This is a genomic window from Nocardiopsis sp. NRRL B-16309 (assembly GCF_001279585.1).
Lineage (GTDB): Bacteria > Actinomycetota > Actinomycetes > Streptosporangiales > Streptosporangiaceae > Nocardiopsis.
In genome coordinates, this window is record NZ_LGEC01000148.1 from 98722 (window position 1) to 124587 (window position 25866).

A 25866-nucleotide genomic window follows, 5' to 3' on the forward strand; every position below is an offset into this window, starting at 1 on the left:
GTGCCCGGCCCCGCCGGCCCTCGTTCGCCGATGTCAGAGCGCGAGCGTCGCCTTGTTCTCCATCAAGCGTGACAGAAGTCCGCTGACGAAGTTCGGCGACTCGTCGGTGGACAGCTCCTTGGCGACGCCGACGGCCTCGGCGATGGCCACGCCGTCGGGGATCTCGTCGTCCCAGAGCAGCTCGAAAGCGCCCATCCGCAGGATGTTGCGGTCGACGACGGGCATCCGCTCCAGGGTCCAGCCGATGGCGTAGGTGCCCAGAAGCTCGTCGATACGGGCGCGCCGACCGTCGACGGAGCGCGCCAGGTTCTCGGTGAACTCGTTGATGGGCGGTTCGGGCTGGGCACGCCGGCGCTTGATGACCTCCTCGACGGAGATAGCGCGGACCTCGGCCTCGTAGAGGACCTCGACCGCGCGCCGCCGCGCCTTGCGCCGTGCTCCGCTCATCAGTTGACTCGCCCGAGGTAGTCGCCCGTGCGGGTGTCGACCTTGATGCGCTCGCCCTCGGTGATGAAGAGCGGCACCTGGATGACGGCGCCGGTCTGGACGGTGGCGGGCTTGGTGCCGCCGGTGGAGCGGTCGCCCTGCACGCCGGGGTCGGTCTGGGTGATCTCCAGCTCGACGGCGGCGGGCAGCTCGATGTAGAGCGGGTTGCCCTCGTTGGTGGCCACCGTGACCCGGGTGTTCTCCAGGAGGAAGTCCTTGTCGCCGCCGACGACCGCTTCGCCGACCGGGATCTGGTCGAAGGTCGTGGTGTCCATGAAGATGAACGAGTCGCCGTCGTGGTACAGGTACTCCATCTCACGGCGGTCGACGCTGGCGAACTCGACCTTCGAACCGGCGTTGAAGGTCTTGTCGACGATCTTGCCCGTGAGGACGTTCTTCAGCTTCGTGCGGACGAACGCGCCGCCCTTGCCCGGCTTGACGTGCTGGAACTCCAGGACATTCCAGAGGACGCCGCCGTCGAGCCGCAGGGTCGTGCCGTTCTTGATGTCGTTCGTCGTGGCCACTTCGGTCGTCTCTCCAAGGGGTCTGACACGTCGGTCACCGGACTCGCGGCCCGGTCGTGATGAGTGGGGCGGTGTGCGGGCACCTCGGGGGTCGACCCCGGTGCACCAGTGCGAATGTCGCCCGACTGCAGTCTAGTGGCTTCGCGGAACTCAGGCGTCGCCCGCGACCGCGCGGTAGGCCTGCGCCAACTGTTCGTCGGTGGGGCCGCTGAGGATGGCGGGCTTCGCCAGGCCGTCCAGGACCACGAAGCGCAGTGTGGCGCCGCGGGCCTTCTTGTCCACGCTCATCGCGTCGCGCAGCCGGGGCCAGGCCTCGGGGGCGTAGGAGGTGGGAAGTCCCACCGAGGACAGGATGGTGCGGTGCCGTTCCACGAGTCCGGCGTCGATGCGGCCGGTGATCCTGGCGAGCTCCGCGGCGAAGACCATGCCGATGGCGACGGCGTAGCCGTGCCGGAAGGTGTAGTTCTCGGCGCGCTCGACCGCGTGGCCCAGGGTGTGCCCGTAGTTGAGGATCTCGCGCCGGCCGCTCTCCCTCAGGTCGCCGGAGACGACGTCGGCCTTGACCCGGACGGCGCGTTCGACCAGTTCCCGGGTGTGCCGGCCCTCGGGGGTGGTGGCGCCCCGGGGGTCGTCCTCGATCAGGTCGCAGATGACGGGGTCGTCGATGAATCCGGCCTTGATGATCTCGGCGAGGCCGCCGATGTAGTCGGCCGTGGGCAGGCTCGGCAGGGTGGCGAGGTCGCACAGGACGCCGACCGGGGGGTGGAAGGCGCCCACGAGGTTCTTGCCCTCGGGGGTGTTGATGCCGGTCTTGCCGCCCACGGCGGCGTCGACCATGCCGAGCAGTGTGGTGGGGACCAGGACCGAGCGCACGCCGCGCAGCCAGGTGGCGGCGACGAACCCGGCCAGGTCCGTGGCGGCACCGCCGCCGACGCCGACGACGGCGTCGGTGCGGGTGAACGCGTGCCGTCCCAGCCGCGACCACAGGTCGGTGGCCACGGCGGCGGTCTTGGCGGCCTCCCCGTCGGGGACGGGCATGGGCCGGACCGTGTACCCGGCGGCTTCGAGGACTCCGACGACGGGGCGGGCCACGGCTCCCAGGCCCTCGGGGTGGATGACGGCGACCTGGGCGGCGTCACCGACCAGCGAGGGGAGTTCGGACAGGACTCCGCTGCCGATCACGGCGTCGTAGCGGGAGGCGGGCTCGCCCACCCCGATGCGGGTCACGCTCACTTGTGGGCCTTTCCGGCGTCCTGGAGGGTGGGCAGGATGGCGTCGACGACCTCTTCGGGGTGGAAGTCCGTCGTGGGCACGGTGACGGTGGCCAGGCCCTCGTAGACGGGCAGGCGCTCGTTGAGCAGCCGTCGCAGCTGGGTACGGGGGTTGCCCGCCAGGAGCGGACGGGCGACGTCCATGCCGACGCGACGGGCCAGTTCGCCGAACTCGACCTGGAGGTAGACCACGTGGTGGTCGGCCAGGTCGGCACGTGTGTCCTCGTCCAGGACGGCGCCGCCGCCGACGGCGATCACGCCCTCCCACTCGCGCAGTCCCTCGGCCACGATCTCGCGCTCCATGGCGCGGAAGGCCTCCTCGCCGTCCTCGACGAAGATCTCGCTGATGGGCTTGCCCGCGCGCTTCTCGATCTCGCTGTCGGTGCACAGCAGGCCGACGCCCAGACGATCGGCCAGCGCCCGGCCGACGGTCGACTTCCCCGATCCGGGAGAACCGATGAGCACCGCGATCGCTCTAGCCACGCTTAGCCTGCCTCGAAGGGTCCACCCCCGCGAGCGCGGGGGTCCTGCCGGGTATGTGTGCTTCCCTGTCTAGCAGAACCGCGGCTCCGCCGTGCGCGGAGTCCCAGGACATGGACACCCGCGACGCGTCACGGCGGTGGGTACGGATCCGGGGATCCGGAACCGCACCCGGACGACGGCGGTAGGCAGGACGCGGGAATCCGGAACCGCACCGGGACGACGGCGGCCCGCCCCGTCGGTGGACGGGGCGGGCCGGGTCGCACGTCCTAGCGGATCTCCAGGGAGTCCAGGTAGCCGCGCAGGTTGCGGCCGGTCTCGGTGACCGAGTCGCCGCCGAACTTCTCCACGGCGGCCTCGGCCAGCACCAGGGCGACCATGGCCTCGGCGACCACGCCCGCCGCCGGGACGGCGGTCACGTCGCTGCGCTGGTGGTCGGCGCGCGTGGCCTCGCCCGTGGTGACGTCGATGGTGTCGAGCGCCTTGGGGACGGTGGCGATGGGCTTCATCGCCGCGCGCACGCGCAGTGCGTCACCGGTGCTCATGCCGCCCTCGACACCGCCCGCGCGGTTGGTCCGGCGGCGCACGCCCTCCGGACCGGGCTCGATCTCGTCGTGGGCGGCCGATCCGCGGCGGGCCGCGGTGCGGAAGCCGTCGCCGACCTCCACGCCCTTGATGGCCTGGATGCCCATGAGGGCACCCGCCAGGCGGGAGTCCAGGCGCCGGTCCCAGTGCACGTGGCTGCCCAGGCCGGGCGGGAGCCCGTAGGCCAGCACCTCGACGACGCCGCCGAGGGTGTCGCCGGACTTCTTGGTGTCGTCGACCTCCTCGACCATGCGGGCGCTGGTCTCGGGGTCGAAGCAGCGCAGCGGATCGGCGTCGATCGCGGCCAGGTCCTCGGGACGCGGTTCGACCGAGCCCTCGGGCACGGCGACCGGCCCCATGGACACCACGTGGCTCAGGATCTCCACGCCGAGCGCCTGGCGCAGGAACTGGCGGGCCACCTCGCCGATGGCCACGCGCGCGGCGGTCTCACGGGCGCTGGCGCGCTCCAGGATCGGCCGGGACTCCTCGTGCCCGTACTTCTGCATGCCGACGAGGTCGGCGTGCCCCGGCCGGGGCCGGGTCAGCGGCGCGTTGCGCGCCACGCCGTCCAGCTCCTCGGCGGGTACGGGATCGGGAGACATCACCTTCTCCCACTTGGGCCACTCGGTGTTCCCGACCTCGATCGCGACCGGACCCCCCTGGGTCAGGCCGTGCCGGATACCCCCGATGACGGAGACCTGGTCCTGCTCGAACTTCATCCGGGCGCCTCGTCCGTACCCGGCGCGGCGGCGGAGCAGCGCGGCGGCGATGTCGTCAGAAGTGACGGACACACCGGCCGGGAGGCCCTCCAGAATCGCGACGAGTGCCGGCCCGTGGGACTCCCCTGCGGTCAGCCAACGCAACATGGTGACGATCTTCCCACGGATGGAAGCGCCTCGTTGCACCAGGGCTCACGGATGGACCACCAGGGGCGCCCCGACGAGCACGGTGACGAGGGTGGCGCCGAGCATGAAGGGGCCCAGCGGGAAGGGCTGCATGGGTCTGAGCCGCCGCAGGACCAGTAGCACCAGGCCCAGCGCGGAGAAGGCGGCGAAGGCCCAGAACACCGCGACGAGCGCCCCCAGGGGACCCGCCGCCCAGCCCGCGTACAGCCCGGTCAGGCCGGACAGCTTGACGTCGCCGAAGCCGAACCCGCGCGGGGAGACCCGCCACAGCAGCCAGTACAGGACCGTGACCAGGACCATGCTGACCAGGGCCGCCCCCGCGCGGTCCAGCCCCTGGCCGCTGGGCGGCAGGAACACCGCGGCGGCGAGCAGGAGGAAGGCCACGACGTATCCCGGGCCGACCAGGGGGTCGGGCAGGCGCAGCACCCGCAGGTCGATGACGGACAGGACCGCGGTGAGCACCGCCAGCCACAGCACGGCGAGCAGTTCGACGGGCGACCACCGGGGGTCCGTGGCGGCGACGGTCCCCACGACCGCGAACAGCGCGCCGGTGGCGGCGACGACCGCGAGGTGGGGGCGGATGACCTGCTCACAGTGCGGACAGGCGCCGCGTCTGCGGAAGGCCCGGGAGGCGACGGTCGGGGTCCAGGGGACGAAGGTCAGCTCGGCGCGGCAGAACGGGCAGCGCGGTGGCGGCGGCCCCTCCTCGTCCTCCCCCGGAGCGGCGGCGGGCGGCGCCCCGGCGACGCTCCCGGTCTCGGACGCCGACGCCGTGGCCTCGCTCTGGCCGGCGGGCGCGGCGAGCGTTCTCGGCGCTCCCGGCAGCGGGTCGCCGGACGCGTCCGCGGCGCCGAAGAGGTGCACGAGGCGGCCGGCGGTGTGGCCGACGCCCAGCCCGAGCAGGGCCAGGCAGGCGGTCGCCGCGACCGTCCACAGAGTCGGGTCCAGTCCGAGCGTCGAGGGGGTGGTCATGACCGAAAAATACCGGTCCGCGGCGCCGGAGGACAGGTGCACGCGCGGCCTGTGGACAACTCGGCTTCGGAGGGAGGACCGTCCGTGCGCGATTGGACCGCGCGGCCGGAGAACCACAGGAGTGCCGCGGTCCGCGGACCACCGGGCGCGGGCGGGATCAGCCCCGGTCGCGCCGGGCGCGCACCACGGCGCTGAGTTCCACGCCGCCCGGCAGCACGTGCCGCAGCTCGGCGGCCAGCCGGTCGGCGACCCGGCGCAGCGACTCGTCGTCGCGCTCCTCCAGCTCCAGGCGGATGCCGATGTCGGCGCGCTCGGAGGGGTGCACGCGTACGCGCTCGATGCCGAACTCGGCGTGCGTGACCCGGTAGATGAGGGCCAGGACCTGCGGGTCGTCCTTGGGCTCGGGGACGGCGCCCTGCTCGGCGAGCAGGGTGAGGAAACGCCCCTGGATCGTGTAGGGCGTCGGCCCGGACACGTCGAGGACGAGCGCGTCGGCGCCCTCCTCCACGGCGGCCTGGCAGGCGTCCTTGGTCGTGAAGGGCACCGGCCGGGCGTCGGCCCGCCAGCGCCGGACGGCGTCGACGCAGGTGAAGGCGAGGACGCCGCGCCGCCCGTCCTTGCCCGTCATGACGGGGACGGCCACCTCGCTGTGCTTGTCCTTGGTGAGCCCGCCGACGCCCTTGCCGGTCTCGGTGGCCACGGCGACCACGGGGATGAGGAGCCGGGAACGGCTGAGCGCGTCCAGGACCTGGCGGTCGCCGACCAGGCCCACGGCGTGGTCGCGCAGTCGGGCCTCGACGTCCGGGTCGACGCTGCCGTCGTCGTCGCGGAAGTTCTGGGCGCCGATGATCGATGGTCTGCTCACGGGCTCTGACTCTATCTGTGGTCGGGGGACGGCGGTCGGTGCCGCGGCCGTGTCAGGTCCGGTCCGGTTCCAGGACCCTGACGATGGCGGCGAGCTGGTCGACCTGCTCGGCGGAGAGCCGGTCGAACATCAGCGAGCGCACCCGCGCGGCGTGCCCGGGTGCGGCCGCGCGGAGCAGGTCCGCGCCCTCGTCGGTGAGGACCGCCCACAGTCCGCGTCGGTCGTCGTCGCAGTGCTCGCGGCGCACGTAGCCGCCCCGTTCGAGCCGGGCGACCTGGTGGGACAGGCGGCTCTTGGACACGATGACGCTGTCGGCCAGCGCGCGCATGCGCATGCGCCGCTCGGGCGCCTCCGACAGGTGGGCCAGGATGCCGTACTCGATGAGCGACACCCCGTTCCTCTCCCGCAGATCCCGTTCGAGCTCGTCGTAGATCCGCGTGTTCATGCGGAGGAACCCACGCCAGACGTGCTGTTCCGCGGCGTCGAGCCACACGGCTTGCTCCATGGTGTCCATCCTAGATCGCCCGGCACGGGCGGGGGCCCGGAACGGCGGGGCGGGCACGCTCCGCCGGGGTCGCCCGACGGTGTGTCCGGTGCCACCCGGACGGAGGCGTGAGCCGCTTGCGTGAGCAGGCCCTGCCGCCTAATCTACTTCCAAGGAAGATTCTTCTCCAGAACTTTGTTACCGCTCAGGCACAACAAACGCAGGTCCCGATCGTGGGGCCGCAGAACCCACAGGGAGACCCCATGGCAGCGCAGGAACTCAAGGCCGGCACCTGGAAGATCGACGCCGCCCACTCGGTCGTCGGCTTCTCCGTCCGCCACATGATGGTCAGCAAGGTCCGTGGCCGCTTCGAGAAGTTCGACGCCACCCTCACCGTCCCCGCCGACCCGACGCAGGCCTCCGTCGAGGCCGTCATCGACGCCGGATCGCTCAACACCGACAACGGCGACCGTGACAACCACGTCCGCTCCAAGGACTTCTTCGACACCGAGAACTTCCCCGAGTTCACCTTCCGCTCCACCGGCATCGCCGCCAAGGGCGAGGACTTCGTCCTCAAGGGCGAGCTGAGCATCAAGGGCAACACCCGCCCGGTCGAGCTGGACCTGGAGTTCAACGGCTCCACCCTCGACCCCTTCGGCCTGGACCGCGCCGGCTTCACCGCCTCGACGACGATCAGCCGCAAGGAGTTCGGCGTGGACATCGAGATGCCGATGGACGGCGGCGGCGTGGTCGTCGGCGACAAGATCACCATCGACATCGACGCCGAGTTCACGCACCAGGCCTGATCCGGGCCCGTGGACGGCACCCCACGGGTTGACGACACACCGTCGTCTCCCGTGCCGTGCCTCGGTTATCGTCAGTGGGGGAGGGCACACGCCCTCCCCCACTGCCGTGCGCTCCCTCGCCCCGCCAGGAGGACCCGTTGCCGTCCAGCCCCTTCTCCCCCGAGGTCGTCGCCGCCGTCACCCGGCACATGAACGGCGACCACCCCGAGGACACCCTGGTCATCTGCCGTTCCCTGGGCGGCCGGCCCGAGGCCACCGCGGCCAGGATGACCGGTCTGGACGGTGAGGGCGGCGACTACGCGGTCACGGTCGGCGACGCGGAGCAGACGATCCGGATCCCCTGGTCCGAGCCGCTGACCGAACGTACCCAGATCCGCGCCGAGGTCGTGCGCATGTACCAGGAGGGGTGCGCGCGACTGGGCCTCGCCCCGCGCGGCGAGCACTGACCCGCCGCGGACGGCCACCGAGGGCCGCCGCGCCGCCCGCCCACCACGGCCGGTCCGCCGGGACCAGCGACCGGTTCACAGCCGCGCTGCCGCACCGCCCGACCGGTGGCCCGCCCGACCAGCGACCCGCCCGACTGCTGGCCTGGCCCACCAGCGGCCCGCCGGACCGCCGACTCGCCGCTCGACCGATGGCCCGCCGGACCGGTGGCCCGGCCGACCAGCGGCGCGGCCACCGCACGCGCCGCGAACACCACACGACCCACCGGGGCCGCGACGGAACTCAAAGGCGTCGCCGGGAGTCCTATGGGGCATGGGGGAATCGGCACGGTCGCGGTCCCGGCGATGAGCGCCGCACCGACGCGGTGGGCACGCCTACTCTGGAACCGCAGTCCCCTCCCCCGCACGCCCACGACACGAACGCCTCTTCCGAAGGGTGGCTCCGACCATAATGGTCACGCCCGAATCCGGTGACGACAACGCTCCGACCCGACGGATCGACCCCGCGGCACCCACGAGCCGGACCGGACCCACCGTCCGGACCGGCCCGGCGGCCGGCGCCACGCGGTGGGTCACCCGTGTGTTCCGTCCCGGCGGCGACCGGCGGGACGGTGTCGAGGCCACCCGTGTGGTCGAGCCCGGCGCAGGCCCCACCCGGGTCGCCGGCCCGGGAGCCGACCGCACCAGCGTCCTGCCCGGGGGCTCGGCCGCCCCCGCGACCGCCAAGGCGCCCCGCCGCACGTTGGGCGAGGCAGGAACGAGCGGCGCGGCCCCCTGGTGGCGCACTCTCTTCGGCCCGCTCCTCGACTGGGTGAACCGGCTCCTGACCCGCGTGGTCGTCGGCCCCGCCGGAGACCTCGGCTACGCCGTCCCGGCCGAGCTGCGCCGCCGCTACCACGTGCTCGGCCACCTCGGCGCGGGAGGGGAGGCGGTCGTCTACCGCGCCCATCCCGTGGACGAGCCCGAACGCGAACTGGCCCTGAAGGTCTACCGGCCCGGGCACGACATCAACCGCGAGCTGCTCGACCGCCTGCGCGCCCGGGGCACGGCCTCGCCGCACACCCCGGCGGTCCAGGGGTACGGGACCGCCGCCAGCTCCTGGGGCGACGACCTGGCCTGGGAGGCCCAGGAGTTCTTCCCCCTGGGCTCCCTGCGCTCGGTGATCGACGAGGCGCCGCTGGAGGAGGAGCGGGCCCGCGCCGTCGTCGCGGCCGTCGCGGAGTGCCTGCGCCACTGGCACGTGGAGCTCCAGCACAACCACACCGACGTCAAGCCCGAGAACCTGCTCGTGCGCTCGCTGGACCCGCCGGTGGTCGCGCTCACCGACTTCGGCGGCGCCGTGCGCGCCACGATGAGCCGCGTCTACGGCGGACTCGCCATCACCGAGGACTACGCCGCTCCCGAGGTCGTCGAGGGCCGACGCGAGGCGCCCGCCGCCTGGTGGTCCCTGGGCGTCATGGCGCACGAGCTGGTCACCGGCCGCCGCCCCGAGCGCGGCGGCAACTGGCTGACCGCGCGCAACACCGAGGTGGACATCTCCGCCATCACCGACGAGCGCTGGCGCCTGCTGGTCCGCGGCCTGCTCGCGCCCACCCCGTCGGCCCGCTGGGGCTACGACGAGGTCACGCAGTGGCTGGCCGGTGAGCGGCCCGAGATCCGGACCGTGCGGCGGCTGCGCCCGATCGAGTTCGCGGGGACCAACCACGACGATCCGCCGAGCCTGGCCTTCGACCTGCTCGACCGCTCCGACACCGGCGCCCTGTGGCTGCGCAGCCACTGGCCCCAGCTGCGCACCTGGCTGGACCGGGAGGTCAACGACTACACGTTCGACCGCGCCTACCTGACCGGGCTGGAGGACCACCCGGAGCTCGCGCACGTGGCGATCAGCGCCCTGGCCGCGCGCTACGTGCCCGGGATGCCGCCGCGCTACCGCGGGCACGAGATCAGTGCCGACGGGCTGCTCGCCCTGGCCACCGGGCAGGCCAGCCGCCACGCCCTGGTGCGCGAGGCCGTGGAGTCGGGGGCAGTGGGGCTGGGCGCCCAGCACTGGTGCCCCCACCCGGAGTGCCGTTCGGGCGGCTCGGGGCGGTGCGCCCTGCTCGAACGCGTGCAGCACGAGGTACCGCTCCTGATGCGCCGGGTCGGCGAGACCGTCGACCGGCTGGTCGGCTCGGGTCCGGACGCGCCCCGGCGGCCCGCCGCGCACGAGACCGACGCCGTGTGGGCCCAGGCGGTGGAACTGGTCCTGGTGCCCGAGACCGCCTCGGAGCACCGTTCGCTGCTGCGCCGCCAGTCGTGGCACCCCACGCAGCGCAGCGCCGCCCCGCACGCCCCGTGGTGGACCGAGCAGCGGCGCACGGCGCTGCGCGACGGTTCGGGCGGCGACGCCCTGGCGACGCGTGGCTCGATGCTCACCGCGCTCCTGCTGCTGCCCGAGGCGGTGCGGGTCGGCGGTGTCGTCAGTGCGCGCGAGCGCGCGGACGGGCGGGCCCGGCGCCAGGACCGGTGGGCCTCGCTCGCCGGTTCGGCGCGGGAGCGCTGGGCGGGCGCCAAGGAGCGGCTGGCGACCGCGAAACAGCGCCGGGTGGAGGCCGCCACGGCGCCGACCAGGCCGGATGTCCCGGTGGTGCCGGGCGCCTATGGCGACCACGGGCAACAGCGTGCGACCGAGACGGCGCGCACCCGCCGCGAGCAGGAGCGGGCCCAGCGCCGGGTCGACCGGACCATGAGCCAGATCCAGCGGGCGATGTCGGCGGGCAAGTGCCGCCGTTTCGCCTACCCGGCCGCTCTTTTGGGACTGGTGGACGGGCTCGGCCGGTCGCTGCGCCCCTCCGAGGGCTTCTACCCCGAGAGCGAGTTCGTCACCTCGGCCTACACCGGGCTGCTCGACGCGAGCGACGGCGCGGTGCTCGGCTGGCTGTCGGAGGTGACCGGTGCGGTGACGGGACTGCTGCCCGGGGCCATGGGCACGTCCTGGTGGTGGCCCGTGCTGCTGTCGGTGGTGCTGGTGGTCCTGGGGCGCACGGCGGCGAGCAAGCGGCCCGCCACCCGGGCCCGCCGCCGCCTGGCCGCGTTCCGGCTGGCGCTGGCCGGGTCGCTCCTGATGGTGGTGGTCCTGCTGTCCACCGGCCTGGTCGCGCTGGGGTCGGGCGTGCTCATCCCGTTGGACGGACTGCTCGGCTGATCCGGCGGCCCCTGGGCCCCCTGGCCCCGGCGGTGGGCGCGATCAGCGCGATGCCGTGGCCGTCCGCGGGTGCCGCCCGGCTGCGCCGGGGCACGGCCGCGTGGGACCTCGAAGGACCACGGGCCGGTCGCGGACACCCGCGCGACCGGCCCGAACGGCCAGTCCGGCCGGTCCGGCCGGTCCGGGACCCGGGCGGGTGTGAGCGCGCACAAGTGCTGGTGGGCTATGATCGCCCGGTTCGGCACACGGCCGGACTCCGAGCTGAAAAGGGTGACGTGTGGCTGAGGTGATCGAGCTGCGCGCGGGCGACTTCCGCGCGCGCGTCGACCGGTCCGGGGCGGGACTGCAGTCCCTGACCTGTGGTGGTCGCGACCTGGTGTGGCCCTACACCAGAGGCAGCGGTCCGGTCGCCTTCCAGGGCCAGGTGCTCGCCCCGTGGCCGAACCGGGTCGGCGGCGGCCGGTACGCGTTCGGCGGTCGCGAGTTCCAGCTGGAGATCAACAACCCCGCCACGGGCACGGCCATCCACGGCCTGGTGCACGACCTGGAGTGGTCCCCCGTCGACCTCGCCGACGACGCGGTGACCCTGCGGCTGGTCTTCGAGGGCACCCCGGCCTTCCCGTTCCCCCTGGACCTGAGCGTCACCTACACGCTGACCGGGACGGGGCTGACCGTCTCGACCAGCGCGTCGAACCGCGGTTCCGGTCCGGCGCCGTTCGGGTTGGGCTTCCACCCCTACCTCACGCTCGGCGAGCCGCTGTCGGAGCTGGCCGCCCGGGGAGAGGTCGAGGTGGAGATCACCGCTGGCTCCCACCAGCCGGTCGACGAGCACCTGCTGCCGTCCGGTCCCCCGGAGCCCGTGGAGGGCAGCGGGCTGGACTTCCGTTCGCCGGGGCGCGCACTGGGCGACACGGTGCTGGACACCGCGTTCACCGACCTGGCCCGCGACGGGGACGGGCGCGCGTGGGTGCGGCTCATCGGACCGGAGCACCGGGTGGAACTGTGGTGCGACGCCTCGTTCGGCTGGCTCCAGGTCTTCAGCGCCGACACGCTGGGCGGTCCCGCCCACCGGGCGCACCTGGCCGCGGAGCCGATGACCTGTCCGCCCAACGCCCTGGCCACGGGCCGGGACCTGATCGTCCTGGAGCCCGGGGAGTCCACCGAGCACACGTTCGGGATCACCACGTCCGCCCGCGGCTAGGTCGTGTCCTGCGCGGCATCCGGGCTCGCGGCCGCCAGGGCAGCCTCTCGCCGCGCCTCCGCGCTCGTGCGGCAACCAGGCTGAACGTCGCGCATTGGCGTGCGAGAGAGGGACCGACGACCCGCTCGCTCACCCGAAAGCCCGCAGAAGAACACTCCCCAGGCCGTCTCGCGCCTGATACCCCCCGCCGTCCGCGTCGCGGGGTGTCAGGCCCGGTCGAGCATGCCGCTGAGGCGCGCCAGGTCCTCCGCGGTGTCGATGTCGTCCGGGCTGGCGATGTCGTCGCAGGCCACGGTGGTCACCAGGTGCGAGTACGCGCGCAGGAACGGGCGCGCTCCCACGTCCTGCTTGGCCATGGCGTGCACGGTCGACCAGTGCTCACGTCCGAGCATGACCGGGTTGCGGGGGTTGCCGGCGTAGGTGGCGACCGCGGCGCGGGCGCCCCGGTCGTACTCGTCGATCAGCCTCCGCACCGCCAGGGGCGTCACGAGCGGCTGATCGGCCAGCGCGACCAGGACCGCGTCCACGGTGTCGGGCAGCGCGTCGATCCCCGCCCGCACCGACGACCCCATGCCGGTCGCCCAGTCCGGGTTGTGCACGGTGTGGGCGCCCGGCACGGACGTCTCCGCCGCCCCGAGCACCACCATGACGGGGTCGCAGCCGCCCTCCGTCAGCGTGCGGATCCCCCGGTCGACCAGGCGCTCCCCACCCACCTCGACCAGCGCCTTGGGGCGGCCGAGCCTGCTCCCCGAGCCCGCCGCCAACAGCAGGCCCGCCACGCAGGCCGGCCTTCCCCGGTTCGTTCCCTCCACGTCCCCACTGCCCATGACGAGATGATGTCACGCGGTCGCCGACCGGGTTGGGGACCTCGGTCACTCGCCCGCTGAAATTTCAGGGCCGACTTTCACACTCGGCCGTGACCAGCGCGTTTCCGGAACGCGGCTTTTCGGTTCACCTCTGAGCGTGACCGAATCCGGCCGGAACCGGGCCCGGATCCGGTGTGTCCCGGTGGATTCGTCCCGATGTCTCACGCAGGGCCCGTCCGCTGCCGCCCCAGCGCACCTGGACCAGCTCGGCGGCGATCGACACCGCCGTCTCCTCCGGCGTGCGCGCGCCCAGGTCCAGCCCGATCGGTGAGTGCAGGCGCTCCAGCCGCTCCTCGTCCACGCCCGCCTCGCGCAGCCGTTCCAGCCGGTCCTCGTGGGTGCGCCGGGACCCCATCGCGCCGATGTAGCCCGCACGGGTGGCCAGGGCGGCCTTGATGACCGGGACGTCGAACTTGGGGTCGTGGGTGAGCACGCACACGACGGTCCGCTCGTCCACCTGGTCGGCGATCTCGTCGAGGAACACGTGCGGCCACTTGACCACCACCTCCTCGGCGGTGGGGAAGCGCTTGCGGGTCGCGAAGACCGGGCGGGCGTCGCACACCGTGACCCGGTAGCCCAGGTAGGTGCCCAGGTCGGCGACGGCCGCGGCGAAGTCGATGGCGCCGAACACCAGCATGCGCGGCGCGGGCGTGAACGACTGGACGAACACCTCCAGCTCGTCGCCGCGCCGCTGCCCGTCGGCCCCGTACCGCAGCACCCCCGTGCTGCCCTGGGCCAGCATGCCGCGCACGTCGTCGTCGAGCGCGTCGGCCAGGCGTCCGCCGGCCGCCCCCAGGTCGCCGTCGGCGTGCGTCGGCCACACCACGCGGCGCATCCCGACCCGGTCGGCGCCGGAGGGATCGGCCACGACGGTGGCCACGGCGACCGGCTGGTGCTCGTCGACGGCGCCGATGACGGCACCGAGTTGGGGGAAGGAGTCCCGGCTGAGGGGTTCGACGAACATGTGGAGGGTCCCGCCGCAGGTCAGCCCGACGCTGAACGCCTCCTCGTCGCTGTAGCCGTACGTGCGCCGCACCGGCTCGCCGGTACGGATCGCTTCCAGGGCCTCCTCGTAGACGGCGCCCTCCACGCAGCCGCCCGACACGCTCCCGGTGACCTCCCCGGACGCGCTGACCAGCATGGCCGCCCCCGGCCCGCGCGGTGCGCTCTTGTCCGTGTCGATGACCGTGGCCAGCGCGAACGTCTCACCCGAGGCGTACAGCCGCGACACGGCCGCTCGGATATCCCTCACGCGACACCCCTTCTTCCACTCGTCCCGCGTCCCCCGGCGCTCGCGGGGGAAGGGCGCGGGCCTCGCCTTCCACGGTATGTGCCCCGCACAACGGAAGGGGAGTCGCCGTTCACTCAAGAAACGGCGACTCCCCTTGTACGTCTCTACGAACGACTCACGTGCGGTCCGGCTCCGGCGCCTCGCCGCGCTCGTGCAGCAGGGCCCGGAAGTCCCTGAGCTGGTGTCGGGCGAGCTCGCCGTCCGCGCTCTGGATGCCCATCACCGCGAGCGTGCTGCCGTCGGACAGGTCGACCGAGGGCCAGGGCTCCCCTTCGCGCATCTGCGCGTCGATGATCTCGGGCCAGGCCAGCACGTGGGTGCGGATGCTGTTGACGATGGTGACGTTGTCCCTGGTGGCCACCAGGCGCGGCCGTCCGAGCAGGTGGAGGATCGCGGCGATGACCAGGCCGAGCCCGAACAGCATCACCCGGTCCATGATCCGCCAGTCCTCCGGCAGGGTCGCGGAGAGCACGCCCATGGTGGCCACGACCAGCAGGGCCAGGCCGTAGGCGACCCAGCGCATCGCGCGCGGCCGCCACGTCATGGGCAGCGTCGGCTGCCCGGAGACCTCGTCCACCGCTTGTTCCTCAGTCCGCACCAACTGCTCCGCTCCGAGCCCCGTCGGCGTCCGCCGACGGGAGGGGTCCACCTCGTCCGTCCTGGCCGTGACCGGGCCGGGGCCGCGGGTTCGCCCGCGGCCGGTCCGCGCGCGGGACTCAGCGGCGCAGCCCGCGCAGGGCCACCGCCGTGTCCAGGGCGGCCAGCGCCGCCTCCGCGCCCTTGTCCTCGGCACTGCCCGGCAGGCCGGCGCGGTCACGCGCCTGTTCAAGGGTGTCACATGTCAGCACGCCGTTGCCGACGGGGGTGGACTGGCGCAGGGCGACCTCGGTGAGCCCGTGGGTGACGGACTGGCACACGTAGTCGAAGTGCGGTGTGCCGCCCCGGATGACCGCGCCCAGCGCGATGACGGCGTCGTGCTGGCGCGCCAGCTCCTGGGCGACGACCGGGATCTCCACGGCTCCGGCGACCCGGACGACCACGGGATCGGCGGCGCCGGAGGCCTTGACCGCGGCCAGGGCGTTGGCGAGCATCGGCTCGACGATGGGCGCGTTCCAGCGGGTGACGACGATGCCGACGGACAGTCCGGCGGCGTCGACGTCATCGGGTTCGGGGCGGCCTTCACCACTCATGTGCGGATCTCCTTCGTACGGTACGGCGGGTCGGGGGCGGGGCGCTAGCGGGCGATGCCGGAGAGCACGTGGCCCATGCGGTCGCGCTTGGTCCGCAGGTAGGCGATGTTGTCGTCGGTGACGAAGGACGGCATCGCCACGCGTTCGCTGACGCGCACGCCGTGCCGCTCCAGCCCCTCGGCCTTGGCCGGGTTGTTGGACAGCAGCCGGACCGAGGTCACACCCAGGTCGGTGAGGATCTGGGCACCGGCCCCGAACTCGCGGGCGTCGGCGGGCAGGCCCAGGCGCAGGTTGGCGTCCACGGTGTCCACCCCCTGGTCCTGGAGGCTGTAGGCGCGCAGCTTGTGCAGCAGGCCGATCCCGCGGCCCTCGTGGCCGCCGAGGTAGACGACGACGCCGCGCCCCTCCTCGGCGATGTCGGCCATGGCGGCGTCGAGCTGCTCGCCGCAGTCGCAGCGCTGGGAGCCGAAGGCGTCGCCGGTGAGGCACTCCGAGTGCAGGCGGGCCAGGACGTCGGTGCCGTCGGTGAGGTCGCCGAGGACGAGGGCGACGTGCTCGGCCCCGTCGGTGGTACCCGTGAAGCCGATCGCGCGCCACTCGCCGTAGCGGTTGGGCAGGCGGGTCTCGACCTGGCGGGTGACCAGGGGCGGGGCGGCCTGCTCCGCGGTGAGGGTGTCGCCCAGGGCGACGCGGTGGGCGGCGAGCTGTTCGACGGAGACGAGCTTGAGGCCGTGCTCGTCGGCGAACTCGCGCAGGCGGGGCAGGCGGGCCATGGTGCCGTCGTCGTTGACGACCTCGGCCAGGACCCCGGCGGGGCGCAGTCCGGCCAGGCGGGCGAAGTCGACCGAGGCCTCGGTGTGCCCGCGGCGGGCCAGCACGCCGCCCGGACGGGCGCGCAGGGGCAGGATGTGGCCGGGGCGGACGAAGTCGACGGGGCGGCTGTCGGCGTCGGCCAGCAGCCGGATGGTGTGCGCGCGGTCGGCGGCGGAGATGCCGGTGCTGACGCCCTCGCGGGCGTCGACGGTGACGGTGTAGGCCGTGCGCAGGCTCTCCTCGTTGCGCGCGGTCATCAGCGGCAGGTCGAGGCGGTCCAGGTCATGGCCCTCCAGCGGGACGCACACCACCCCGGACGTGTAGCGGATCATGAACGCCAGGAGCTCCGGGGTGGCGAGTTCGGCCGCGAAGATGATGTCGCCCTCGTTCTCGCGGTCCTCGTCGTCCACCACCACGATGGCGCGCCCGGCGGCGAAGTCGGCGATGGCGTCCTGGATCGGGTCCAGGACGACGGCCTGCTCGATCCCTCTGGTGTCCGGGCTGGTGTCGGTGACGGTCATGGCCGCTCCCTGAGAGTGCGTGGGTGGTTCTGTGCGTGGTCGGTGGTGGGCCGGACCCTCCGGGTGCCGCGGGCGTCGGGGGCCGCACGGCCGGAGGGGACCCTAGGCGTCGGCGCCGGCGGCGTTCCGGGCGGCCGCGACGGCGGCGATGCGCTCGACGTACTTGGCGATGACGTCGACCTCGACGTTGACGGTGGCGCCGACCGCGAGGGAGCCCAGGGTGGTGGCCTCCAGGGTGGCGGGGATGAGGCTGACCTCGAAGTACTCCTCGTCGGCGCCGGGCGCGCTGACCGCGGAGACGGTCAGGCTGGTGCCGTCGACGGTGATCGACCCCTTCTCGACCACGTAGGGGGACAGCTCGCGGGAGAGTCCGAACCGCAGGACGTCCCAGTTGTCGCCGGGGCTCCGGGAGAGCAGGCCGGCCGTGCCGTCGACGTGGCCCTGGACGATGTGGCCGCCCAGGCGGCCGTCGACGCGCGCGGCGCGTTCGAGGTTGACCGGGGAGCCGGGGGTGAGGGCGCCGAGGGAGGAGCGGTCGAGGGACTCCTTCATCACGTCGGCGGTGAAGGTGTCCGGCCCCTGGGCGACGACGGTGAGGCACACGCCGTTGACCGCGATGGACTCGCCGTGCCGGGCGTCGGAGCTGACCAGCGGGCCGCGCACGGTGAGCAGGACGGCTTCACCGGCGGCACCGGCGGGTTCGATGGAGACGACCTCGCCGAGTTCTTCCACAATTCCTGTGAACACGCCTTCGCATTCCCTTCACCTGTAGAGGCTCCGGGGCAAAGGGTGTGGAACGGGTCCACGGCGGGGTCGGCGACACGGCGCACACGGGGCGCAGCGGTCGGACCGTCCCGACACGCGCTGCCTCCCATCCGGACTTTCACCGTCGGTACCGGAATTCCACCGGTTCAACCGGCCGATGGCTTCGGCCGGGTCGCGGACTGTCACCGCCGGTTCGGACTTTCACCGACCCCGGAGCACGCGTCTGACTTTCGTCTCAACGATCATGATCTTAACCGTTCGATCACCTGGCCGCATAGCCGGTGTGACGGGAGTCATGCGTGATCGGGGCCGGTGGGCGTGTCGGTGGCCTGGTCGGACCGTGTGGCCAGACCGGTGCGGACGAACAGCTCGGGTGCGAGGAACAGCGCCCAGAAGGCCAGGACGGTGTAGACCGCGTAGGCGACGACGGCCTCGGCGAGGCCCTCCAGACCGCCGGTGGCGATGTCGCCGACCACCTGGATGAGCAGGACGACGGAGATGCCCAGGACGAAACGGGCGATCCGCGCGACGAGGGTGCCCGAGGCGCTGTAGCCGCCGCGGCGGTCGAGCAGGGTGAGGCCGCAGACGCCGCCCATGAGGACGCCGCCGAGGGAGTACAGACTGACGAGGGTGTAGGCGGCGGGATCCAGGGGCACGGCGCCGATCCAGTCCGCCGGAGGGGTCCAGTCGCCGCGCACGCCCAGTTGCCAGAGGGTGGCCAGGACGCACGGGAGCAGGGAGGCGAGCGCGAGGTAGAGGACCCAGCGGGCGGTGTCGAGTCCGCGCCACCAGGCGGCGATGCGGTCCTCCCACCGCAGGGTGGCCCACAGGAGGGCGCCGCCGAACAGGAGTCCGGCCAGGACGTCGCTGATGAAGTGCACGCCGAGGTAGACGCGGGAGAGGCCCATCAGTGCGATGAGGACGCCCGCGGCCCACATCCACCGCCGGTCGCCGGTCTTGGCGCCGAGGTAGCCCCACAGCACGGTGGCGTGCTGGGCGTGGCCGGAGGGGACGCCGAAGCTCTCCTCGGCGGAGTGGGCGGAGATGTCGGCGCTGAACCAGTACGGGCGTGCGCCGTAGAACAGGGACTTGAACAAGTAGTTGACGACCGCCGACACGGCCACGGCGACGAACAGGCGCGCGCCGACCTTGGCGTTCACGCTCCAGAAGATCAGCGCGACGAGCGCGATCACGAAGGTCTGCGAACCGAGATCGGTGAGGAGTCCGAAGGGGACGGCGAGCCAGTCGCCCATCCCCTGGAGCCAGACAATGGGGGTGGTCTCCACCTCCCAGAGCACGTCCATGGCCAACTGCTCGGGGTTCCCAGCGTTCAACGTGCACTCCACGGTTCCACGCCTGGCAACGCGCTCACGCCGCCGCTCCCCCGGTTCGCGCTCACGCACAGCGGTGGACGGAGCCGCGACCAAGCGAGATCTACGACTGTCGAGCGGTCATCCTAGGGTGGCCGGGATCTGAGGGGCCAGTGGTGCTGGAGCAGCGCACCGGAATCGTTACGCCTTGGCCGCGGCGGTGGCGAGGTCGCGCAGGGACTCCACGGCCTTGGCGGGGTCCTGGGCGCCGTAGACCGCCGAGCCCGCCACGAAGACGTCTGCCCCGGCCTCGGCCGCGCGCTCGATGGTCTCGGTGCTGACGCCGCCGTCGACCTGGAGCCAGACGGAGGCCTCGCGGCTGTCGAGGAGTTCGCGGGCGCGGCGGATCTTGGGCAGGACCAGGTCGAGGAACTTCTGGCCGCCGAATCCGGGCTCGACGGTCATCAGCAGGAGCATGTCCATCTCGCCGATGAGGTCGGCGTAGGGGTCGACCGGCTCGGCGGGGTTCAGCGCCAGGCCCGCCCGGGCGCCGTGCCTGCGGATCTCCCGCAGGGTGCGCACCGGGGCGCCGGCCGCCTTGGCGTGGATCGTGACGCTGCCCGCGCCGGCTTCGGCGTAGGCGGGCGCCCAGCGGTCGGGGTCGTCGATCATCAGGTGGCAGTCCAGCGGCGTGGAGGTCGCCTTGAGCAGGGACTCCACGATGGGCAGGCCGAGCGTGAGGTTGGGGACGAAGTGCCCGTCCATCACGTCGACGTGCAGCCAGTCGGCTGCGGGCGAGACGGCGGCGGCTTCGTCGGCGAGGTGCGCGAAGTCGGCGTTCAGGATGCTGGGTGAGATCTGGATGGCCACGCACCGAAGTCTAGCCAGCCCGCACACGCACCCTCTCCCACCGGGGGCGACGCATCCGGCGGGGAGGGATCACCGCCGCAGCAGCGTGGCCAGTTCGCGCGTCCGCGGCCAGCGGCCCCAGGCCACCAGGGCGAAGACGACGCCGAGCACCGTCGTCTGCACCGCGAAGGCCTGGTAGCCGGGCGTGATCAGGTTGCTGGCGGTGGCGCCGACCATCACTCCCAGCAGCCCCAACGCGGCCAGTCCGCACAGCCGCGGGATCAGCAGGCCGACAGCGCCGGCGACCTCGACGACTCCGGTGACGTACCGCAGCCACTGGCCGAGGCCGATGTCGTCGAACAGCCGGACCGAGTCCTCGGTTCCGAGCAGCTTGCCACCGCCCTGGAACAGGAAGAAGGCCGCGAGCAGGATCTGGGCCGCCCACAGGATGATGTTCAGCGTCCGGCCCCGCCGCGGCGAGCCGCCCTGAGTGTCGCTCGGACTCACGTATCCGTCCCTCTCGCTCCTCGGCCCGGGAACCGCCCGCTGGTGGCCGGGTCCCGGACACGGCCGGTGCCGGTGTGTCCCCTGCCTTCCTTCCCAGGACGGGGACTCCCCACCCTGGGACAGGGCGCGATCGGTCAGGCCCCGGTCCTGCGGAACAGGGCCAGGAACATGGCGTCGGTCCCGTGGACGTGCGGCCAGAACTGGACGTACTTCCCGTCCGGCCCGGCGGCGAGGTCGGGGACCTCGTCGAGGTAGTCGGCCGCGCGGAGCAGCGTGAGGTCATCGCGCTCGGCCAGGACGCCCTGGACGATCGCGTCGGTCTCGTCCAGGTGCGGCGAGCACGTCACGTAGGCCACCACGCCGCCCGGGCGTGCCGCGTCGGCGGCGGCGGTGAGGAGGTCGTGCTGGAGCGGCGCCAGGTCGACGACGGACTGCGGGGTACGCCGCCAGCGGGACTCCGGACGGCGGCGCAGGGCCCCCAGGCCGGTGCACGGCACGTCCGCCAGGACCCGGTCGAAGACCCCCGGCCGCCAGGCGGGCCGGGTGCCGTCGGCGGCGATGACGCGTCCGGCGTCGCGGGGGGCGCGGCGCACGGCGGACGTCACCAGTCCCGCGCGGGCGGGCTGGGCCTCCGAGGCCAGCAGGTGGCCCTCGCGCTGGCCCGCGAGCGAGGCCAGCAGGCCCGCCTTGCCGCCCGGGCCGGCGCACATGTCGAGCCAGAGCCGGTCGTCCCCGTGCGCGTCCACGCGCGTGAGCGCCAGGGCGACGAGCTGACTCGCCTCGTCCTGCACGGCGGCGCGGCCCTGGCGGATCTCACGGATCCCCGCCGGGTCGCCCTCGGGCAGGTAGGCGGCGAACGGCGAGAACCGTGCCTCCTCGGCTCCGGCCGCGACGAGGTCGGCGACCGTGGACCGGCCCGGTTTGGCGACGAGGGTCACGCGGGGCCGCTCGTTGTGCGCGACGAGCAGGCGCTCGGTCTCGACCAGCCCGGTGGAGGAGTGCTCGCCCAGCGCCCGGGCCAGCGCCTTGACCACCCAGCGCGGGTGGCTGTGCACCACGGACAGGTAGCCGCTCGGGTCGCGCTCGCGGTCCGGGGCGATGACCGAGGTCCACGCGTCCAGGTCACGGGCGGAGACCTTGCGCAGAACGGCGTTGACGAACCGTCCCCGGTGGTGGCCCACCACGCGTCGCGCCAGGTCCACGGTCGCGCTGACGGCCGCGTGCGGGGGGATCTTGGTGGACAGCAGCTGGTGCGCGCCCAGCCGGAGCACCGGGAGCACCTCGCGGTCCACCGAGGCGAGCGTGCGGTCCACGCAGGCTTCGAGGATCGCGTCGTAGGTCCCCTGGCGGCGCAGCGTCCCGTAGGTGAGTTCCGTGGCCAGCGCGGCGTCGCGCCCGCTCATCCCCCGCTCGTTGAGGAGCGCGGGCAGGAGCAGGTTCGCGTAGGCGTCCCGCTGTTCGACGGCCGCCAGCACGTCGTAGGCCACCCGGCGGGCCGGGTCACGGGGCTGGGGCGGCCCGGCCTTGCCCTGGCCACCGCCCTGATTCGGCTTCCCGCGTCGGGGGCGGCGGTACGGGGATCGGGACTGCTCGCTCAACGTGTAACTGCCTCAACAGAGCCGGGGAAGGGTCAGCACGATGCTATGCCAGCTCAGCGTCCCAGGCGGTCGTCTTCGGTGGGACGCACGCCACGCGCCCAGTCCACGGCCGCCATGGGCCGCTTGCCCTGCGGCTGTACCTCGCCGAGGACCACCGGGTGCGTGCTCGTTCCGACGATGACGCGCTTCTTGTCGGCGTGCAGCTGCCCCGGGTCGAGCACCGGGGTGTCGGCCTCGGGCAGCGGCGTGACCGGGCCCAGCTTCAGCCGCGCGCCCCGGAACGTCGTCCAGGCGCCCGGCGCGGGGGTGCACGCGCGGGCCACGCGGTCGACCCGCCGCGCCGGCGCGGTGAAGTCGACCTCGGCGTCCTCGGTGGAGAGCTTGGACGCGTAGGTCACCTCGGCGTTCGGCTGCTCCACCGGACTCAGCGTTCCCGCCTCGATCCCGTCCAGTGTGCGCCTGAGCAGCTCGGCCCCCGAGTGGGACAGCCGCTCCAGCAGGTCGCCGCTGGTGTCGGTCGGCCGCACGTCCTCGGCGACGGTCCCGAAGACCGGTCCGGCGTCCAGCTCCTTGACGATCCGGAAGGTGGACGCGCCGGTGACGTCGTCACCGTGCAGCACCGCGTGCTGGACGGGCGCCGCGCCCCGCCAGGCGGGCAGCAGGGAGAAGTGCAGGTTGACCCACCCGTGCCGGGGGATGTCCAGCGCCGCCTGGGGCAGCAGCGCCCCGTAGGCGACGACCGGGCAGCAGTCCGGAGCGATCTCGGCGAGCCGCTCCAGGAACTCCGGGTCGCGGACCTTCTCCGGTTTGAGGACCTCGATCCCCTCGCTCGCGGCCAGCTCGCCCACCGGACTGGCCGAGAACGTCCGCCCGCGCCCGGAGCGGGCGTCGGGCCGGGTGACGACGGCGGCGACCTCGTGGTCGGAGTCGATGAGGGCCCGCAGCGATGGCACGGCCACCTGCGGTGTTCCGGCAAAGACAAGCTTCATCGGGAGAAGTCCTTCCACTGGCCGGGGGTCCGTCCCCGGAGCTCGCCGCGCGCCGGGGCGGGGGCGCCGCCGGACTCCGTCACGAGGCAGCACGGGGCCCGGCGGGCGCGGTCTGTCGGTCCCCCAGTTCTACCAGCCGCGCCCGCCCGGCCCGCCGCGAACGCCGGGAGGTGTCCGAGGATTCTGGTACACCAGAGACGATGACAGCGCAGCCCGACCAGCCCAGCGACGCCCTCTTCGACCTCGCGGAGCTGGTGGACCCCAAAGCCGCGGCCAAGGCCAAGGCCGAGCAGGCCGACCGACCGGTGCCGAAGCGGCCCGCCGATCGGCTCCCGGTCGCGCGCGTCATCGTGGACACACCGTTGCCGCACCTGGACCGCTACTTCGACTACCGCGTCCCCGCCGATCTGGACGAAGCCGCCGTCCCGGGTTGTCGTGTGACGGTGGTCTTCAAGAACCGGCAGCTCGGCGGGTTCATCGCCGAGCGGGTTGATCGATCGGAGTTTCCGGGCCGGCTGGCCTACCTGAGCTCGGTGGTCTCCCCGGAACCGGTACTCGCCCCGGAGATCCTGGACCTGGCCAGGGCTGTGGCCGACCGGTACTCGGGCACGTTGAACGACGTCCTCCGGCTGGCCATCCCGCCACGCCGCGCACGGGTGGAGAAGGAACCCGACCCGGCGGAAGCGGTTCCGGGGGCGAGGGATCCGGACGGGCCGCTGGAGCCGGGGAAGAAGGTCTCGACCGATCGGGAGAGCGCCCCGTCGCCCTGGGACCCCTATCCCGACGGTCCCGCCTTCGTCCGAGCCCTGAGGGAGGGGAGTCCGGCCCGCACGGTGTGGAACGCCCTGCCGGGCGCCGACTGGGTCGACGCCATCGCTGCGGCCGCCGAGGCGGCCCTGGACGCCGGACGCGGGACAGTGATCGTGGTCCCGGACAGCCGTGACGTCCGGGCGGTGGACGCGGCGCTGACCCGGCGTCTGGGCGAGGGCAGACATGTCGCGCTCCCCTCCGACCTCGGCCCCACCCCCCGGTACCGACGCTGGCTGTCGGTGCGGCGCGGACGGATCCAGGTAGTGGTCGGATCGCGCACCGCCATCTTCGCTCCGGTGCGCGACCTCGGCCTGGTCGTGCTGTGGGACGACGGCGACGACCTGCACGTGGACCCGCACACCCCCTATCCGCACGCCCGCACCGTGCTCTCGATGCGCGCGCACCGCGCCGGTGCCGGAGCCCTGATCGGCGGCCGCACCCGCACCACCGACGCCCAGCTCCTGGTCGAGTCCGGGTGGGCCGGGTCGCTCACGGCCGACCGCGCCACCCTGCGCCGCCGTGCCCCGCAGATCCGCGCAGCCGGGGACGACCGCGAACTCGCCCGGGACGAGGCCGCCCGGACCGCTCGAATCCCGAGCCTGGCCTGGCGCACCGCGCGGGAGGCCGCGCAGACCGGCCCCGTGCTCTTCCAGGTCCCGCGCCGCGGCTACCTCAACACCCTGGCCTGCGCGGGCTGCCGCGAACCCGCGCGCTGCGACGGCTGCCGGGGCCCGCTGTCGATCACCACGGCCCACGCGATGCCCTCCTGCGGCTGGTGCGGGCGGATGGCCGGGCAGTGGGCGTGCCCGGAGTGCGGGGTGACCCGGATGCGCGCCGTCGTCGTGGGCGCCCGCCGCACCGCCGAGGAGCTGGGCCGCGCCTTCCCATCGCTGACCGTGCGCACGTCCGGGCGGGAGGAGGTGCTCACCGAGGTCGGCGACCGGCCCTCGCTCGTGGTCGCCACGCCAGGGGCCGAGCCCGTCGCGGAGCACGGGTACGCGGCCGCGGTGCTGCTGGACGGCTGGGCCCTGCTCAACCGGATGGACCTGCGCGCGTCGGAGGAGGCCCTGCGCCGCTGGCTGAACGCCGCCGCCCTGGTCCGGCCGGGGGGCACCGTGGTGGTGTCCGCCGACGTCGCCCTGCCGGTGGTGCAGTCCCTGGTCCGGTGGGACCCCTCCGGGTTCGCCGAACGGGAACTGGCCGAGCGCCGCGAACTGGGCTTCCCGCCCGCGGTCTCGATGGCCTCGGTCACGGGCGCCCCCGAGCACGTGCGCGAGCTGCTCGACCAGGTGGACCTGCCCGAGGGCGTCGAACTCCTGGGCCCGGTCCCGGTCGCCCCGGACCGCGCGTCGGGCGCCGACCGGGGTGCGCGGGAGGGAGCCGCCGAGAGCGGTACCGTGCGGCGGGAGGACGGCACCCACCCCAGGGAGCGCGCCCTGCTGCGGGTGCCCCGGAGCGGTGTCGGCGCCCTGGCCCGGGCGCTGAAGGTCGCCGCCTCGGCGCGCAGCGCGCGCCGAGACGAGCACCTGGCCCAGGTCCGGGTGGACCCGCTGCACGTGGTGTGACCGGCTCCCTGCCCACCGGCTCGCGTCGGCTCAGTGGCGGTCGGGCGGCAGCGCGCGGTACAGGTCGCGGATGAGCGCCACCTCGGCGCCGTGGTGGATCAGCTCCCGGTTGAGGTGCAGCACCAGGGCGACCATCGGGAAGTCCGACCACTGGGCCGACTCGGCGCCGCCCACCGGGGCGGCCAGGGCGTCGTCGTCCATGGACTGGATCTGCTCCGACCACGCGAGGTAGGCGTGGCGCAGGCGCTGCTTGGCCTCGTCGACGTTGCCGGGCCAGTTGACCGTGTCGCGGGTGTAGGTGCGGTCCCCGAAGTGCCAGTTGATCCGGGTCTCCAGCACGTCCACGACCATGTGCCCCAGCCGCCAGGCGATGGTCGTGACCGGCGGCGGGTCGGGCTCGGGGCTGACGCCGTCCGGTCGGAACCGCCCGTCCTCGCCCCGGCTCACCGTCCACGCTCCGGGCACCGGCTCCCACAGGTACTCGTCCTCGGTCAGCCCCTCCAACCGGGGCCAGAGCGAGAAGTCCCAGTAGAACTGCACCTGAGCCAGGATCTCGCCGTTCCACCTCACCGCCATCGCGGCCCTC

At 73.4% G+C, this 25866-nt stretch carries 25 protein-coding genes and 1 riboswitch; of the genes, 5 read left to right on the forward strand and 20 right to left on the reverse strand.

Going from position 1 to position 25866, the window contains the following annotated elements; translation table 11 throughout:
- Nucleotides 1–33: 33 nt before the first annotated feature.
- From nusB to ADL05_RS28875, 8 genes are all read right to left on the reverse strand, one after another.
- Nucleotides 34–447 carry a transcription antitermination factor NusB gene (gene nusB, locus ADL05_RS28840; RefSeq protein WP_053620171.1) on the reverse strand — a complete coding sequence of 138 codons (414 nt, stop codon included), beginning with the start codon at nt 445–447 and terminating at the stop codon, nt 34–36.
- The gene (gene efp, locus ADL05_RS28845) at nt 447–1010 is read right to left on the reverse strand and encodes an elongation factor P (protein ID WP_053620172.1); all 564 of its coding nucleotides are present in this window, start codon (nt 1008–1010) and stop codon (nt 447–449) included. Before efp ends, nusB begins: the two co-directional genes overlap by 1 nt.
- A 150-nt stretch (nt 1011–1160) precedes the next feature.
- The gene (gene aroB / locus ADL05_RS28850; protein WP_053620173.1) at nt 1161–2243 is read right to left on the reverse strand and encodes a 3-dehydroquinate synthase; all 1083 of its coding nucleotides are present in this window, start codon (nt 2241–2243) and stop codon (nt 1161–1163) included.
- Nucleotides 2240–2746 (reverse strand): shikimate kinase, encoded by a 507-nt coding sequence (locus ADL05_RS28855; RefSeq protein ID WP_053620174.1) that lies wholly within the window; start codon nt 2744–2746, stop codon nt 2240–2242. Before ADL05_RS28855 ends, aroB begins: the two co-directional genes overlap by 4 nt.
- A gap of 284 nt (nt 2747–3030) precedes the next feature.
- Nucleotides 3031–4212 carry a chorismate synthase gene (aroC, locus tag ADL05_RS28860; RefSeq protein ID WP_053620175.1) on the reverse strand — a complete coding sequence of 394 codons (1182 nt, stop codon included), beginning with the start codon at nt 4210–4212 and terminating at the stop codon, nt 3031–3033.
- 45 nt (nt 4213–4257) lie between these two features.
- Nucleotides 4258–5223: an A24 family peptidase gene (locus tag ADL05_RS28865; protein WP_053620176.1), complete on the reverse strand. Its 966-nt coding sequence runs from the start codon at nt 5221–5223 to the stop codon at nt 4258–4260.
- Nucleotides 5224–5380: 157 nt separating this feature from the next.
- Nucleotides 5381–6088: an SseB family protein gene (locus ADL05_RS28870; RefSeq protein ID WP_053620177.1), complete on the reverse strand. Its 708-nt coding sequence runs from the start codon at nt 6086–6088 to the stop codon at nt 5381–5383.
- A 52-nt stretch (nt 6089–6140) separates the two neighbouring features.
- Entirely contained in the window at nt 6141–6593 is a 453-nt protein-coding gene (locus ADL05_RS28875; RefSeq protein WP_053620227.1) for a MarR family winged helix-turn-helix transcriptional regulator, read from the reverse strand.
- 242 nt (nt 6594–6835) lie between these two features.
- Between ADL05_RS28875 and ADL05_RS28880 the strand changes: the two genes are divergently transcribed.
- From ADL05_RS28880 to ADL05_RS28895, 4 genes are all read left to right on the forward strand, one after another.
- Nucleotides 6836–7378, forward strand: a complete 543-nt coding sequence (locus tag ADL05_RS28880) for a YceI family protein (protein WP_053620178.1) — start codon at nt 6836–6838, stop codon at nt 7376–7378.
- Nucleotides 7379–7515: 137 nt separating this feature from the next.
- Nucleotides 7516–7824 carry a DUF2470 domain-containing protein gene (locus tag ADL05_RS28885; RefSeq protein WP_082376965.1) on the forward strand — a complete coding sequence of 103 codons (309 nt, stop codon included), beginning with the start codon at nt 7516–7518 and terminating at the stop codon, nt 7822–7824.
- Nucleotides 7825–8272: 448 nt separating this feature from the next.
- Nucleotides 8273–11005, forward strand: coding sequence for a phosphotransferase (locus ADL05_RS28890; RefSeq protein WP_053620179.1), 2733 nt, complete (start codon nt 8273–8275; stop codon nt 11003–11005).
- 277 nt (nt 11006–11282) lie between these two features.
- Entirely contained in the window at nt 11283–12206 is a 924-nt protein-coding gene (locus ADL05_RS28895) for an aldose 1-epimerase family protein (protein ID WP_053620180.1), read from the forward strand.
- A 206-nt stretch (nt 12207–12412) separates the two neighbouring features.
- Here the strand turns inward: ADL05_RS28895 and ADL05_RS28900 are convergent, their stop codons facing one another.
- The 11 genes from ADL05_RS28900 to fmt all read right to left on the reverse strand — a co-directional run bounded on the left by ADL05_RS28900 (nt 12413) and on the right by fmt (nt 22905).
- Nucleotides 12413–12985: an NTP transferase domain-containing protein gene (locus tag ADL05_RS28900; RefSeq protein ID WP_053620181.1), complete on the reverse strand. Its 573-nt coding sequence runs from the start codon at nt 12983–12985 to the stop codon at nt 12413–12415.
- Nucleotides 12986–13157: 172 nt separating this feature from the next.
- Entirely contained in the window at nt 13158–14324 is a 1167-nt protein-coding gene (locus ADL05_RS28905) for an XdhC family protein (RefSeq protein WP_053620182.1), read from the reverse strand.
- A 154-nt stretch (nt 14325–14478) separates the two neighbouring features.
- Nucleotides 14479–14907, reverse strand: coding sequence for a PH domain-containing protein (locus ADL05_RS28910; protein WP_369801012.1), 429 nt, complete (start codon nt 14905–14907; stop codon nt 14479–14481).
- Between the two features lie 172 nt (nt 14908–15079).
- On the reverse strand, nt 15080–15553 hold the full coding sequence (ribH, locus tag ADL05_RS28915) for a 6,7-dimethyl-8-ribityllumazine synthase (protein WP_053620184.1): 474 nt from the start codon (nt 15551–15553) through the stop codon (nt 15080–15082).
- A 44-nt stretch (nt 15554–15597) separates the two neighbouring features.
- Nucleotides 15598–16887, reverse strand: a complete 1290-nt coding sequence (locus tag ADL05_RS28920) for a bifunctional 3,4-dihydroxy-2-butanone-4-phosphate synthase/GTP cyclohydrolase II (RefSeq protein WP_053620185.1) — start codon at nt 16885–16887, stop codon at nt 15598–15600.
- Nucleotides 16888–16989: 102 nt separating this feature from the next.
- On the reverse strand, nt 16990–17634 hold the full coding sequence (locus ADL05_RS28925; RefSeq protein WP_053620186.1) for a riboflavin synthase: 645 nt from the start codon (nt 17632–17634) through the stop codon (nt 16990–16992).
- A 112-nt stretch (nt 17635–17746) separates the two neighbouring features.
- A riboswitch (FMN riboswitch) is annotated at nt 17747–17875 on the reverse strand.
- Nucleotides 17876–17945: 70 nt separating this feature from the next.
- On the reverse strand, nt 17946–18986 hold the full coding sequence (locus ADL05_RS28930; RefSeq protein WP_156366096.1) for a phosphatase PAP2 family protein: 1041 nt from the start codon (nt 18984–18986) through the stop codon (nt 17946–17948).
- Between the two features lie 177 nt (nt 18987–19163).
- Nucleotides 19164–19832, reverse strand: a complete 669-nt coding sequence (gene rpe / locus ADL05_RS28935) for a ribulose-phosphate 3-epimerase (RefSeq protein WP_053620188.1) — start codon at nt 19830–19832, stop codon at nt 19164–19166.
- Between the two features lie 69 nt (nt 19833–19901).
- Nucleotides 19902–20318: a DoxX family protein gene (locus ADL05_RS28940; RefSeq protein WP_053620189.1), complete on the reverse strand. Its 417-nt coding sequence runs from the start codon at nt 20316–20318 to the stop codon at nt 19902–19904.
- A gap of 134 nt (nt 20319–20452) precedes the next feature.
- The gene (locus ADL05_RS28945; RefSeq protein WP_053620190.1) at nt 20453–21916 is read right to left on the reverse strand and encodes an RsmB/NOP family class I SAM-dependent RNA methyltransferase; all 1464 of its coding nucleotides are present in this window, start codon (nt 21914–21916) and stop codon (nt 20453–20455) included.
- A 53-nt stretch (nt 21917–21969) separates the two neighbouring features.
- Nucleotides 21970–22905: a methionyl-tRNA formyltransferase gene (gene fmt / locus ADL05_RS28950; protein ID WP_053620191.1), complete on the reverse strand. Its 936-nt coding sequence runs from the start codon at nt 22903–22905 to the stop codon at nt 21970–21972.
- Nucleotides 22906–23105: 200 nt separating this feature from the next.
- Between fmt and ADL05_RS28955 the strand changes: the two genes are divergently transcribed.
- Nucleotides 23106–25280, forward strand: coding sequence for a primosomal protein N' (locus tag ADL05_RS28955; protein WP_053620192.1), 2175 nt, complete (start codon nt 23106–23108; stop codon nt 25278–25280).
- Between the two features lie 30 nt (nt 25281–25310).
- Here the strand turns inward: ADL05_RS28955 and ADL05_RS28960 are convergent, their stop codons facing one another.
- Nucleotides 25311–25856, reverse strand: coding sequence for a DinB family protein (locus tag ADL05_RS28960; RefSeq protein ID WP_053620193.1), 546 nt, complete (start codon nt 25854–25856; stop codon nt 25311–25313).
- Nucleotides 25857–25866: the final 10 nt, after the last annotated feature.